Source organism: Pseudonocardia sp. EC080619-01, assembly GCF_001420995.1.
GTDB lineage: Bacteria > Actinomycetota > Actinomycetes > Mycobacteriales > Pseudonocardiaceae > Pseudonocardia.
Map to the genome: position 1 here is coordinate 1,938,154 of NZ_CP012184.1, position 12,665 is coordinate 1,950,818.

The window sequence follows — 12,665 nt, forward strand, 5'->3', positions numbered from 1 at the left end:
CACTGGGGTTACGACCTTGTCCTCAACCTCCTAACCAGCTTCGAGTGACCGCGAGAAGCTAGAAGGGTTCCGAGGGGTACCGGAACGGGGGGGTTTAGCAGATGACCGGATTTCAGTCATCTGGGAGAGTGCCGTGCTGTGCAAACCCTGCACAGCACGGCCCGGCCCTTCAGTCTTCATCAGTAAATGCTCGACCCGTGCGGCCCACCCACTCGCCCGGCTCGATCTCGTCCAGGTTCCCGTTGAATGACCTCAGCCAGTAACGGTTGTGGCTGTCGACGAAGGCCATCTCGGAGTACAGCGTGCTTCTCCACCTGACGGGGCCCACTCGCTCCACCGAGGTACCGGGTGGGAGTAATCCAACCCGGGTACCTCCACGGCGTGCGCCTGTTCCATCGGTCAGCCAGAAGTACACGAGGTAAACCGGGATACTGGAGTTGTTGACCAGCTTGACCCGGTAGAAGTTCGGGGTGTCCTTCTCCGCCCAGGAGACTACTTGAGAAGCCTGATCAGCTCGCTTATCACGCTGGAGCTCTCGGATCTCGTCTTGCTGTAGACCGAATCCCTTCTTGGCGTAGACCACGGCGAAGATCGCGGCGACCAGGGCACCTGCTGACCCCAGTGCCGCGATCCAGTCTGGAACACTCCCCCAGTCCGGCACTACAGCTTGGTCACCACGAACCGCTGACCCTCAGCGAGAAGATGATCGTTCTCGCCGGAGGCCATCAGTCGAAGACCTTCTCCGTCGTGTTCGAGGTAGTCGGTGAACGCCTTCACCAGGACTACAGCCTCGTACCGGTTGTCGACCCAGTGCTTCCGCTCAAGTTCGCCTTCTTCATCGAACTGCTCCACCAGGTATTTCCCCTCCGAAGCCACCAGTGGAGGAGGGGAGCCGGCCTGAGTCAGGGTCTTGTGGGTCATCGGGTCGAGGTCCCTCAGCCGCTTGATCACGGTCTCGTGAAGTTCGTTCATCGCTTCACTGATTCCGGTACGCGCCTCAAGGTACTGGAACAGTAGAAGCTGACCGTCCTCCTGATCCTGAACCTTCTCGGCAGCCTTCTCGATCTTGTCTTGGGCCTTGGATACAGCCTTCCAGAACTCGTTCACGGTCACCCTATCGCTACCGGCACTGAACACGTTACACGCCCCGGACCACCCCGTTGTTTTCAGAGGGACGGAAGCCGCGAATCAACCACGGGCTTCCTCCCTCGTCCTTAAGGTCCGCCCCTAACCGGGACAAGCAATCCCTTGCTCGTCCCTTCTCTTAAGGACTTTCTCTTGCGTAACGATTCCCCTGCCAACACTGCGTACCGCTACTGGTCTGACGACCTCGGAACTTGGATCTACACCTTTCAGTCCGAGCTTCCTTCCGGCGGTCGCGGTTGGATCCTCCGTAAGCAGCCTTACACCCCGAAGCACGAGTCGATGGCCTCCGACACGCCGGGTGGTCTCCTCGGTCTTCGCCCTGACGGGACTCTCAACCGAGCCACCCAGAAGAAGTTGGACGAAGCCTGGTCCACGTTCTGCAAGCTGAACGATCCTGAGAATGACTGTTGCGCGACGTTCGTCGTGTCCATGTCGGTGACGTCCGCGATGTTCACCGTGCGACATGAGTAGCCCCGCCGGGCTGGGTGCCGGGCGGGGCTGGTGGTCAGGTTGTCGCGGTGGTGGTCATTCTGTCGTCACCTCCGTCACGGCGGTGCGTGCGCTGGACTCGTCGACGATGGTCTTGTCGGCGGCGTAGGCGGCCAGCAGCGACTGCAGCGCGAGGTTGTTGACCGCCCTTGGCGCGCCGCGGCTGGTGGTGTGGATCAGTGAGACGGCGTCGTCGGAGAACAGTGTGTCCGAGCGGCCGACCAGTGTGAGGTGGTGGCGAAGGTAGCTGACCGTTTCGTCGCCGGTCATGCCGCCGAGGTGGTAGCGCACTGCGATGCGCTGGTCGAGCGCGGCGAGCATCCCGAGCTTGATCTTGCGGCGGAGGGTGGGTTGGCCGACGAGCAGGCAGGCCAGCGGGCTGCTGGAGTCCATGTCGTGGTTCGTGAGCATCCGCACCCCCTCGAGTTGCTCGTGGGAGAGCTGGTGGGCTTCGTCGAGGACCACGACGGGGACACGGCCCCGCTCGGCGTACTCGGTGGCCAGCGCGTCGAGGGCTTGCGGGATCAGGGTGGCCCGGTGCGGGCGGGGAACCCCGCCGAGGGCGGTGACGATGGCGTGCTGGATCCCGCGGGTGCCGACGTCGGGGTTGCCGAGGTAGATGACGATGTGGCGGGCGGGGTCGATGCCGGCCAGCGCGGCGCGGACCGCGACGGTCTTGCCGACCCCGACCTCGCCGGTGATCACTCCGAGGGCGTGTTCGCCGATGCACCACTGGATGCGGGCGACCGCTTCGCCGTGGGCGTGGTGACGATGCAGCATTCCCGGCGCGAGGTCACGGCCGAATGGGGTGCGGGAAAATCCGAAGTAGCCGCTGAGCTGGTCAATCATCCTGAGTCTCCTGCGCCTGAAGTTCCGGGATGGTGAGTTCGACTGATTCTGGTTCGACCGGCGTATTGGAGTGGTGGCGCTCGAGCAGAGCGCTGTAGTTGATACGACCTTCGAGCCGTTCGGTGTGGGTGGTGTCGATCAGCCGTAGGTAGTCGATCCCGGTCGGTTCCAGGGTGGTGTCGGGGATTTCGGGGCGGGCCTTGGGGTGGGCGTGGCGCCCGATGTGGTGGGCGACCGCGGTCCCGAACTCGCGCCCGGAATAGCGCACCACCAGTTCGGTGAGATCGAACGGGTCGAACACCAGCTCGACCTTGCGCCCGACCAACAGTTCGTCGACCTGGTAGGTGTTGCCGTGCAGCGAGACCGTGGCCGTCTTGGCCACGGTGCGGTGCTCGGACCACAGGAACGCCTCGCGCAGCTGCGCGGGGGTGGGCCGCGGCAACGGGGAAGCCAGCCCGTCGAGCCAGCGCGCCATCGGCGCGACCCCGCGGTCTCGGAGTGGGTGCGGGGGTGGTACTCAGTCTCGACCCAGGCGGTGAACAAGCGGTTGAGCTCGGCCAGATCGGCGATCTCGGCGGCCCGATCGGGAGTGATCTCGACGAGGAACTGCTCCCGGACGGTGCGGAAGAAGCGCTCGATTTTTCCCCTGCCTTGGGGTCGGCCCGGGGTGGAATGGACCAGCTTGATGCCGAGGCTGGCACAGCCGCGCAGCAGCCACGAGTCGACAAACGCTGAACCATTATCGACATAAATGCTTTCGGGGACTCCGCGCGAGGCCAGCGCCGGGCGTAGCGCCGCCGCGAGCCGCACGGTGTCCTCGGAGAACCCGAACCGGGCGGCCATCACCGCCCGGCTCCGGTCGTCCAGGAACGCGAACAGGTAGACCTTGTGCCCGGCGATCTGCGGGCCGTGCAGTGCGTCGCCGACCCAGAGCTCGTCGGGACGGTCAGCCTCGAAGCGCCCGAAGGCCGCCGGGGCCGCGGTGAGCCGCTGCTCGTGGCCGGCCTCGTCGACGATCAGTCCCAGCTCGAGGCGTTCGAAGTGGCGCTGCAGGGTGCGTTCGTTGGGGGCCCAACCGGACTGGGCGCGCAGGATCCGGGTGATCTGTGCGGCGGTGCGGCCCGGGTTCTCCCGCTTGAGCGCCGCCGCCGTCGCGAGCACCTCGGGCGGGGTCCGGGCAGTGACCTTGGCCGGCTGGGGCACCAGCGCTTCGAACCCGCCGACCCGCCAGGCCCGGACCCACCGGTCGATGGTGTGCCGGGTGACCTGCACCGGCTCGGCGAACGGGCCCGGATGCGCCCGTTCGGCCAGCTCGCGCACCAGCTTCCCGCGCTGGCGCGCGGTCAGCGTCGGGTCGATCACCTCCTGGATCAACTCGTAGCGAAACAGCGCCACCCGCCGGGCCCGCTCGGCTCGGCGGCGTGCGTCGTTGTCGGTTTGGCTCACCGATCACTCCTCTGTCGCGGTCGAAGATCGTCCGCGCGGAGCGTCGTGGCCGGAGTGATCACCTCACCAGGGGCATCTGGTGTTGATCGACTCCGTCGAGCTCGGCGGGGCCAGCAGCCGCCCGGACGTCACCGCGCCGGCCAGCTCCCACGGCGACAACCCGTCCACCGTCGCGGCCCAGCGCCGGGTCACCGCTGCCGCCGCGGCCAGCAGCGCCGCGACCGCATCCCCCGTCCCGGACGAGGCCGGATCGGGCATCGCGGCCAACGGATCCAGCGCCGCCGCCAGCGCGGTGAACTCCACGCGCAGCCCCTCGGCCCGGGCCCGCCACCGGCGCAGCCAGCCGCGCACCGTTCCCGCCGCCCGACCTACCCGCTCGGCGACCCGTCGGTGCCCCCACCCGGTCGCGGCCAGCGCCAACGCCGCGCCGATCACCGCCACCAGATCCGCGCGCCGGGCCAGCACCCCCACCGGCAACAGCACGTGCGTGGTGCCGCAGCCCGAACACCGCGCCCGACGCGGCCGCAGCCGCCACCCGAGCGCACCCGTCCCGCGCAGCACCCGCGCCCGGGCATGCCCCCACGGCCGCAGCCGACCCCCACACCGGCACTCCAGCCGACCGGCCACCAGCCGGGCTTCAACCTCTACGACGTTCTTGCCTACCGTGACCACGGGCGCCTCCCGCGCGCCTGAGGTGGCCCTCCCGGGACTGGCTGGTACCCCGACCGGGAGGGCCCACCGCCTCCACCGACGGCCCGACATGATCACGCTGTCGTCGCACACCAACGCCATCGGGCCCCGCACCCGCCCCCACCGCGTCGTCACCGCGAACGACGGACCCCGCTCAACTCGTGGTCACGAGGAGCGTCGGCGAACAAATGACCCTCGGAACCGGAACCACCGCCGAGTCTGGCAGTACCTGGTCGACGAGTTCGGTAAGTCTCGCTCTGTCGATACGGCCTACCAGATCTACAAGGCCGACTACCCGGACAAGGCCATGTCCCGACTGACTTTCAAACGATACGCGGAGACGCCTCCCGCTGGAACAAAGAACTGGATCTGGAAGATGAACGAGCCCTACAACGACCTGGACGTGCAGGCGCATACGAACTGGCTTCGCGACTCCGATGACAGCCCTTCCGCTTGGGCTCAGGCCGTCCCCGGTTGCCTTGAGGTCCTGACGCCGGCAGAGCGAAGGGCCGTAGACGCTTTCTACGAGGGTGAGAACGTCTTCTCCTCCTCGCACCCGTCCCGCAAGTCGTTCTCCCGTGCCAAGGCGAAGCTCGCTGTCGAACTCGATGGTTACGAGACTCTGACCGAGCCCGAAGTCGAGGTCCCGGCCGATCTGCTGGAACTCGTAGGAATCAAGACCCGTCGTTCCACGGTCAAGCTCCGCCATTCGATCGAGGGTTCTGGACGTAGCTTCCCGGTTCAAGCGATCGTCAGCGATTCTTCCCCCGATGGCGACTCGCTGAATAAGACTGGCCGAATCGCTAAGGGCCTTCCCCGTGCTTGAGGAAAGGCCAATCCTTCTGACCGCCGAGGAAGTGAGCAAGCTCGGCTTCAACCCTGAAGCACTAGAGCAGGTCGGTTCCTACTACTTCTATGACTACACCAAGGGCCGAACCATAGAGAAGGCCCTCTACCGGAGTTCGGACCTTGAGCAGGAACTGGAGTAAGGGCTCTACAGCAGCCTGGCGGAAGACTCGTCAGGCCGTGCTGACCCGCGATGATTACAAGTGCCTTATCCGCGGTCCTTACTGTGCTCATAAAGCCACTGAGGTACACCACACAGTAGGCCGTGGTGTGACTGGTGATGACATGCGGTACCTGATCAGTGCGTGCCACCCATGCCATGCACCTATCGGCGATCCTACTAAGCACACGCCTAAGCCTAACGTTAATCAATGGTGGAACAAGTAATGAACGAAGAGCCTCGTTGCAACTACTGCGGCGTTTACCTTTCTGCTCCTCAACACTTTCCTTGGTGCCCTACTCGTCAGCCGAACCGTTTTTTGAGCCAGGGGTGACCCGTCCACATCTGTGCCCCCGCGAATCTCTCTCCCCGCGCCTAGCCCTCAGGCACTGGTTCATGATCGCGTTCGCAGTGACCCTGATCGTTGGTGCGTTTCTCGGAGAGCTTACTGCTAAGGATCTGACACCTTGAACCACTACTGGAATTGCCCGGCGTTGCCCCAGGATCGTGAATCTGAAGCCCTTTCTAGCCCGGGGGTAGGTGAGAGTACCCCGGAAGCTGAAACGGGCTCTGAGGACGCTCTGGGACCCCCGGAGGAGGCTAGTAGAGACGACGCCTCCGACCCTCGTGACGACGCACTAGTGCTAGCCACTCAGGAAGAGGCTTCTGAGAGCGATGATGATTGACCGCTTCGCCATAGACCAGCTCGATGATCTCACTGTGGCCTTGGCTGAGCTCAAACTCGAAGCCGAGGACGCCCCACTCGTTTGGCTTGCCGAGGAACTGATCCAGCTTATCAAGGGTCAGGGCTCCCCCACTTCCAAGGCCGCACTCGCTGCGCAGCTCGTGACGGTACTCCGAGAGCTTGGCGCTACACCGGCAGCTCGCGGCGGTACCCGCCCTAGCTCGGATGAACTAGCGACCTTCAGAAAGTAACCTAATGGCGCTGAAACCCCTACCCGGCGCCACTCTTATCGGTTCAACAACTCCACGCTTGTTCACTGAGCCTCTTCAGGAGTTGACTCCCGAGACTTCTCTTGGCTTCGAGGCTATCCGCTTCGCCAATGTGATCCTCGGTATCGAACTGCTCCCGTGGCAAGAGTGGTGGCTGATCCACGCTCTGGAACTCCACGACGGTCGGCTTCGGTACAAGACGGTCGTCACCCTCCTCCCGAGGCAGAACGGCAAGACGGAGCTTCTGTCGATCTTCTCGCTGTACCTGATGTTCTCGGACCGGGCGAAGCTGATCCTCGGTACGGCCCAGGCGCTCGACATCGCTCGGGAAGCCTGGACGAAGTCTGTCGATCACGCCCAGGCCAGTCCTCACACGGCTCCTGAGATCAAGGACGTTCGCAGGACCAACGGCGAGCAGTGCATCACCCTCCGCTCGGGTGCCCGGTACAGGATCTCCGCTACTACCCGGGGCGCCGGCCGAGGGCTCTCGGTTGACCTCCTGATCCTGGACGAGCTTCGTGAGCACCGGGACTGGGATTCGTGGTCTGCGCTGGCTGCTACGACCACGGCCCGTCCGGAGTCCCTGAAGGTCGGGATCTCGAACGCTGGGGACTCCAGCTCCGTCGTCCTCAACACCCTCCGAGCTTCAGCACTTACCGGGGACGAGACCACTCTCGGTCTGTTCGAGTGGTCCGCTCCTGACGGCTGTGAACTCGATGATCCTGACGCCTGGGTGTCTAGTAACCCCTCGCTCGGGTACCTCATCACCGAGGACACCCTTCGCGGCGCGCTGGCAACCTCCACGCCCGCGGTGTTCAGAACTGAGCACCTGTGCCAGACGGTGGAGTCCTTGGACGGAGCCATCGATCTTCAGGCATGGCAGTCGTCCGCCGACCCTGGCCTGACGCTGGAGCAGTACCGGGACGATCTCGTACTGGGTCTCGACGTCGCGGTTGACGGAACACACGTGTCCCTGGTCGCGGCTGCCGACACCGGTGGAGGCAAGTACCGGGTGGAGGTCATCGCTGCCTGGGACACCCCGGACCACGCTCGTACCGAGCTGCCCGGAGTGCTCTCCAAGTTCAAGAACCGTCTGTGCTGGGCCCCCAGCGGTCCCGCTGGTGTCCTGGCTCCGGAGCTACGAGGCATCGAAGCGATTGAGCTGAAGGGCACCGAGGTGGCAGAGAGTTGCCAGGTGTTCGCTGATCTCGTTGCTTCTACTCGATTGACGCATCCCGGCGACCCCCTTCTTTCTACTCAGGTCGCTCAGGCCTCGAAGTACAACGTCGGAGATGGCTGGCGATTCGCTCGTAAGGGCGGTATCGGATACGTCGACTCTGTCTATGCCGCTGCTTTCGCCGTGTACGTGCTCCGTACCCAACCTGCCGAGAAGCCACTACCGAAACCATTGGTCGTATGATTCTTACTGCTATCCAGGCCGCGGGTCTCCTGATTCTGCTTGCTGGACTCTTCTTGCTCACGGGACCCGGCTGGACGCTCCTGGCCGCCGGGTTCCTGGTCACCGCCATCGCTACCTTGAAGGAGGTTCAGGATGCTGGGCCGCCTACTGACTCGTAATCTCCAGTACCAGGTCACGAATACTCAGACCGGGTTCTCGGAGTCTTTCACTATCCTTCAGCCTCCGGACGGACTCGGACCCGAGTACGGACCTCATTCGACGCTTGGTATCCCCGCCGTCCACCGGTCCGTCACGCTGCTCTCGGACCTGGTCGGCTCGATGCCCTGGCACGCCTACCGGACTCACGGCGGTCGGGACGCGGAGAAGGTTGACTCCAGACTCCTGGATCAGCCGAACCCGCTGGACACCCGGACTACGACGTTCGCCTCGCTGGTGCTCGACTACCTGCTCAACGGGAACGCCATCGCTGGCTACACCGCTCGGGACTCTGAGGGCTGGCCCACTGCGATGATCCCCGTTCCTGCTACCTCCGTCATGGTCCAGCTCAGGGACAACCGCAGGGTCTACCGCATCGGTGACAGGGAGTACGACCAGGACGACATCTTCCACGTCAAGGACCACGCGCTCCCCGGCGAGCTTCGAGGGTTCTCTCGACTGGAGATGTTCCGAGGTCTGTGGAAGCTCTCCAAGGACCAGGACCGCGCTACCTCCGGTGCCTCTAACTCTGGGGTGCCTACCGGTGTTCTGAAGGTGAGTAACCCGGACGCCACGGTTGAGGATCTTCAGGCTACGAAGACCGGCTGGATGAACGCTCAGTCCACCCGCTCTGTCGCGGTGCTGAATGCTACGACCGACTTCGTTCCGGTTGCTTGGAACCCTTCCGAGGCGCAGCTCCTCGAAGCCCGGAAGCTGACTATCCACGAGATCGGTCTAGTCTTCGGTATCCCGCTGTCGTTCCTCGGTGTCGAGGCTCAGTCCATGACCTACGAGAATGGCGAGCAGAAGGGTATTGATCTCCTGAAGTTCACCGTCGGCGGTATTCTCTCGCGGTTCGAGCAGGAGTTCACGAAGGCCCATCCCCGGGGAACCACAGTCAAGGCCAACGCAGACTCGCTTCTCCGGACTGACACGCTGACCCGTTACCAGGCTCACGAGATCGCTCTCCGAAACAAGTTCCTGATGCCTTCCGAGGTTCGTGCACTGGAAGATCTTCCTGCCATCCCCGGTCAGGACGACAAGTTCCTCAACCCGCCGGAGCCTCCTGTAATCGACTCCGACGAGGAGAACCTTAATGACTGAACTCCTGCCCGGAACGAGCAAGCCTGCGAAGGACTCGGGTAGCTCGCTCCTTATCCGATCTGCCGCCTCTGCTGACGACGTCGACATCAACGAGTCCAAGCGAGAGGTCGAGGGTCTTGCTGTTCCTTATGGTATCGACCAGTTCATCTCCCAGGACCTGACCGAGCGGTTCGAGCGCGGCGCATTCGCAAAGCAGCTCTCCGCCGCTCACCGGACGTTCTTCACCCGTAAGCACATCACCCAGGGTGGTTCCGTAATCGGTAAGGCGGTCGAGCTTCGTGAGTCCGCCGAGGGTCTTGTCGGAAAGTGGAAGATCTCGGAGACCCTGATCGGCGACGAGACTCTGACCCTGCTCCGTGACGGTGTTCTTACGGGACTGTCCATCGGCTTCCGCGCCCGTCAGAACCGCAGGGACAAGGGAGTGACCGTTCGGACCTCTGCCACCCTCGTTGAGACTGCGGTAGTCGAGGAGCCGGCCTACGGGGATCTCTCGGTGGTTACCGATGTCCGTGAGATCTACGAGCTGACGAACTCCGAGAAGGCAGCTCAGATCCTCGCTTCTATCCCTGCACTTCCTAGCCGGACCTGATGGACGACATGACTCCAGAGCTTCTGGAACGTCTCGTCCGAATGGAAACCAAGCTCGACCACATCCTGATGCGTATCGACGGGCACGAGGTCCGGATCTCCAAGCTGGAGGACCGAGTCCCTGACCCTGACCACGAGAGCCGTATCCGCAAGTTGGAGAAGGCTGTCTGGATTGCCTCGGGTATCGCGGCTGCCGCTGGTGGAACTCTGGGAAGCCTTATTGCACCTGTGCTTGGAGCTTAGGTTGTACTTAACTGATCTCGCTGACGCTTGCCGGAAGTCTGGGCTTGTCGTGGTCGAAGAGGCGGGTTGGAAGAACCGAGGCCATGCGCAGATGTCGGGCGTTGGTTCTATCATGTGCCATCACACAGCCGGGGCTCCTTCTGGTGAGTCACCCTCGCTGAACGTCGTGAAGTACGGAACCTCCTCGCTCGCCGGTCCTCTTTCCCAGCTCTACCTTTCCAGGTCCGGGATTGTTCACGTCGTGGCAGCCGGACTGTCTTATCACGCAGGAGTCGTCGCCGAGAACTGGCAGACCGACTCTTGGTCTATCGGTATCGAGGCAGAAGCTACCGGCACCTCCGCTTGGCCCGCCTACCAGTACGACGCCTACGCACGACTGTGCAAGGCGCTCATCGATCACTACGGCCTTCCGGTGCCGCGAGTAATCGCTCACAAGGAAGCCGCTCGTCCCGTGGGTCGGAAGATCGATCCCAACTTCGACATGGTCGCATTCCGTCGGCTGGTCGCCTCGATTGGAGATAACTACTTGACTCCCGAACAGGACCGAATGCTTCGTGAGGTCCATCGTGAACTTACCCAGCGTCTCCGTCGTCGGATCGAAGGCTCTAGCTACACGGACACGGTTCTCGGCTACGCAATGAACGCTGACTCCTTCGGATACCGGGGGAAGGAATCCCTGGACCGTATCGAAGCCCGACTCGACCAGATTGAAGGCCGTCTTGATACCTGAGCTACTGATCGTCGTCTCTATCGCTCGGGGACCTGACCCGGTGGAACTTCACCCTACGGGCCCGCTGGACGTCATTGCCCAATGCGAGTCCGGCGGCCGGAACGTCATGAACTACATGCACTCCTCGAACCCTTCGTACTACACCGCTGGCGGGTACTTCCAGATCACAAACGGTACCTGGCGGGACTTCGGCGGTACCGAGTTCGCTGCTACTGCTATCCAGGCTTCCTACAGCCAGCAGAAGACCGTAGCGGAGCGGATCTACAAGGCCCGGGGAACTTCCCCTTGGAGTGCTTCTGAGGGTTGCTGGGGCGGTAAGCTGTCCAGCTCCGCCCCTGTGATTACAGAGAAGAAGCACTCCAGCGACAAGGTTGCCAAGAGCCAGACGGCCAAGCCTAAGCATTCCAAGACGGTGACCGTCCAGCCTGGCGACACCCTTTCCGATATCGCTCAAGCTCACGGTACGACTTGGCAGGACCTCTACTCCAAGAACACTCACCTCACGTCTCCTCACCTTATTCACCCAGGGGACACACTCTTCCTCTAGGAGACAGCTTGTTTACGATGGTTACTGTTAAGGGTTCTTGGACGAACTCCGCTGACGCTGTCGCCGAGGGTTCGGTCATGTTCATTCCGACGGCGGCTATGGAGAACGAGGAGATCATCCCGGCTTCGCCAGTCGTGGCTTGCCTTACAGAAGGTGCGATCGAACTGGAGCTCGCAGCGAACGACGACGAGGGAACCTCCCCTCTCGGAGTCGCTTACCATGTGATTGAGACCGTCAACTCGGTGGTTCGTCAGTACGTGGTTCAGCTCAAGGCGTCTGAGACTGAGGTTGACCTCGCTTCTGTGGAGAAGGGTCAGACTGCCCCGAAGATCTCGTGGCCGGCAGTCTGGTCGTGAGCGTTCCTAGAGTCCGGCCGGGCGACCGCCTGCGTGCCGACCATCAGAACCAACTCATCGACACCGTGAACGGACTGACCTCCGGTAATGAGTCGATCGGTTCTTACCTTCACTCCCAGAACACTGCTAGCTCAGTCTGGGTAATCCCCCATGGCCTGCCGTTCGATCCTTCCGTCGAGGTTCAGGATCTCATCGGCAACCTTCACTTTCCTCTCATCATTTGGTCATCCGGCACCGTGACCCTCATCTTTGAGGAGTCCGTTGCCGGGACCGCACGACTTTCTTAGATTTAGGACTATCTCTTGGCTGAGCAGAAGTTCCACAGCCAGGTAGCGATTCAGCCAGGCACTAGCTCCAACCATGCGGTTACTAAGCAGCAGCTTGATACCGCGGCCGCGAATGCCTCGAACCTGGACAACGCTACCGGCTCCCTTAACCCTTCACTGATCTCTGGTCTTCAGGCCGTTATCGATGGTCGTATTGACACCGTCCTCGACATCGATAACGCACCTGAGCTTCTGAACACTCTGTCTGAGATCGCGGCTGCGATCAACGACGACGAGGAGTTCGCTACCACGATCACTGCGCTGATCGCGGCTCTGGAGTCTCGTGTTGAGGATCTGGAGGAGTCACCGTCCGGCGCCGTCAACTACAAGACCACGATCGGCGATAACACGGTTTCCTCGTTCGCAGTGACTCACTCGCTGGCTACGACTGACGTTGTGGTCTCGGTGGTCGAAGTCTCGACCGGCCAGACTGTCTTTCCTGTGGTCTCCCGTACGGACAACAACACGGTGACGGTGGACTTCGGTTCCTTCGTCCCGACGGTGAGTTCTCACCGGGTTCTCGTCCAGCCGGTCTGAGGAGCGACACGCATGTGCACAGTCGCGACGGCCGTGACC

Annotated in this window: 14 protein-coding genes and 1 pseudogene; 9 read left to right on the plus strand and 6 right to left on the minus strand. The window is 62.7% G+C overall.

Annotated elements, in window-relative coordinates:
- Positions 1 to 169: 169 nt before the first annotated feature.
- From AD017_RS34430 to AD017_RS08960, 6 genes and pseudogenes are all read right to left on the minus strand, one after another.
- On the minus strand, positions 170 to 583 hold the full coding sequence (locus tag AD017_RS34430) for a hypothetical protein (protein WP_145984032.1): 414 nt from the start codon (positions 581 to 583) through the stop codon (positions 170 to 172).
- Positions 584 to 660: 77 nt separating this feature from the next.
- Entirely contained in the window at positions 661 to 1,107 is a 447-nt protein-coding gene (locus AD017_RS08940; protein WP_145982695.1) for a hypothetical protein, read from the minus strand.
- A 564-nt stretch (positions 1,108 to 1,671) separates the two neighbouring features.
- A complete protein-coding gene (locus AD017_RS08950; protein ID WP_060573909.1) occupies positions 1,672 to 2,484 on the minus strand; it encodes an ExeA family protein in 813 nt (270 codons plus the stop codon).
- Positions 2,477 to 2,959 carry a Mu transposase C-terminal domain-containing protein gene (locus tag AD017_RS36125; RefSeq protein ID WP_227012702.1) on the minus strand — a complete coding sequence of 161 codons (483 nt, stop codon included), beginning with the start codon at positions 2,957 to 2,959 and terminating at the stop codon, positions 2,477 to 2,479. Before AD017_RS36125 ends, AD017_RS08950 begins: the two co-directional genes overlap by 8 nt.
- 83 nt (positions 2,960 to 3,042) lie before the next feature.
- A pseudogene (locus tag AD017_RS37375) lies at positions 3,043 to 3,930 on the minus strand (DDE-type integrase/transposase/recombinase); the annotation flags it as partial.
- Positions 3,931 to 3,993: 63 nt separating this feature from the next.
- Entirely contained in the window at positions 3,994 to 4,413 is a 420-nt protein-coding gene (locus AD017_RS08960) for a helix-turn-helix domain-containing protein (protein WP_202968842.1), read from the minus strand.
- A gap of 277 nt (positions 4,414 to 4,690) precedes the next feature.
- Between AD017_RS08960 and AD017_RS34435 the strand changes: the two genes are divergently transcribed.
- The 9 genes from AD017_RS34435 to AD017_RS09005 all read left to right on the plus strand — a co-directional run bounded on the left by AD017_RS34435 (position 4,691) and on the right by AD017_RS09005 (position 12,626).
- Positions 4,691 to 5,446: a hypothetical protein gene (locus AD017_RS34435; RefSeq protein WP_145982696.1), complete on the plus strand. Its 756-nt coding sequence runs from the start codon at positions 4,691 to 4,693 to the stop codon at positions 5,444 to 5,446.
- 1,120 nt (positions 5,447 to 6,566) lie between these two features.
- On the plus strand, positions 6,567 to 8,000 hold the full coding sequence (locus AD017_RS08975; RefSeq protein ID WP_060573912.1) for a hypothetical protein: 1,434 nt from the start codon (positions 6,567 to 6,569) through the stop codon (positions 7,998 to 8,000).
- Positions 8,001 to 8,132: 132 nt separating this feature from the next.
- Complete coding sequence (locus AD017_RS08980; RefSeq protein ID WP_060573913.1) at positions 8,133 to 9,299, plus strand: phage portal protein; 1,167 nt, start codon at positions 8,133 to 8,135, stop codon at positions 9,297 to 9,299.
- Positions 9,292 to 9,888 carry an HK97 family phage prohead protease gene (locus AD017_RS08985; RefSeq protein ID WP_060573914.1) on the plus strand — a complete coding sequence of 199 codons (597 nt, stop codon included), beginning with the start codon at positions 9,292 to 9,294 and terminating at the stop codon, positions 9,886 to 9,888. Before AD017_RS08980 ends, AD017_RS08985 begins: the two co-directional genes overlap by 8 nt.
- Positions 9,888 to 10,130: a hypothetical protein gene (locus AD017_RS08990; RefSeq protein ID WP_060573915.1), complete on the plus strand. Its 243-nt coding sequence runs from the start codon at positions 9,888 to 9,890 to the stop codon at positions 10,128 to 10,130. The genes AD017_RS08985 and AD017_RS08990 overlap by 1 nt, the downstream gene beginning before the upstream one ends.
- Before the next feature lie 166 nt (positions 10,131 to 10,296).
- Positions 10,297 to 10,860 (plus strand): N-acetylmuramoyl-L-alanine amidase, encoded by a 564-nt coding sequence (locus tag AD017_RS33285; protein ID WP_369821666.1) that lies wholly within the window; start codon positions 10,297 to 10,299, stop codon positions 10,858 to 10,860.
- A 106-nt stretch (positions 10,861 to 10,966) separates the two neighbouring features.
- Positions 10,967 to 11,407 carry a LysM peptidoglycan-binding domain-containing protein gene (locus AD017_RS08995; RefSeq protein WP_145984035.1) on the plus strand — a complete coding sequence of 147 codons (441 nt, stop codon included), beginning with the start codon at positions 10,967 to 10,969 and terminating at the stop codon, positions 11,405 to 11,407.
- A gap of 77 nt (positions 11,408 to 11,484) precedes the next feature.
- Entirely contained in the window at positions 11,485 to 11,763 is a 279-nt protein-coding gene (locus tag AD017_RS09000; protein ID WP_060573917.1) for a hypothetical protein, read from the plus strand.
- Between the two features lie 302 nt (positions 11,764 to 12,065).
- Entirely contained in the window at positions 12,066 to 12,626 is a 561-nt protein-coding gene (locus AD017_RS09005) for a hypothetical protein (RefSeq protein ID WP_060573918.1), read from the plus strand.
- The last annotated feature ends 39 nt before the right edge of the window (positions 12,627 to 12,665 follow it).

Excerpts from the sequence above, each read along its gene's own strand:
- AD017_RS08950 (WP_060573909.1), bottom strand. The coding sequence starts at position 2,484 with ATGATTGACCAGCTCAGCGGCTACTTCGGATTTTCCCGCACCCCATTC.
- AD017_RS36125 (WP_227012702.1), bottom strand. The coding sequence starts at position 2,959 with ATGGCGCGCTGGCTCGACGGGCTGGCTTCCCCGTTGCCGCGGCCCACC.
- AD017_RS34435 (WP_145982696.1), top strand. The coding sequence starts at position 4,691 with ATGATCACGCTGTCGTCGCACACCAACGCCATCGGGCCCCGCACCCGC.
- AD017_RS08975 (WP_060573912.1), top strand. The coding sequence starts at position 6,567 with ATGGCGCTGAAACCCCTACCCGGCGCCACTCTTATCGGTTCAACAACT.
- AD017_RS08980 (WP_060573913.1), top strand. The coding sequence starts at position 8,133 with ATGCTGGGCCGCCTACTGACTCGTAATCTCCAGTACCAGGTCACGAAT.
- AD017_RS08985 (WP_060573914.1), top strand. The coding sequence starts at position 9,292 with ATGACTGAACTCCTGCCCGGAACGAGCAAGCCTGCGAAGGACTCGGGT.
- AD017_RS08990 (WP_060573915.1), top strand. The coding sequence starts at position 9,888 with ATGGACGACATGACTCCAGAGCTTCTGGAACGTCTCGTCCGAATGGAA.
- AD017_RS08995 (WP_145984035.1), top strand. The coding sequence starts at position 10,967 with ATGAACTACATGCACTCCTCGAACCCTTCGTACTACACCGCTGGCGGG.
- AD017_RS09000 (WP_060573917.1), top strand. The coding sequence starts at position 11,485 with ATGTTCATTCCGACGGCGGCTATGGAGAACGAGGAGATCATCCCGGCT.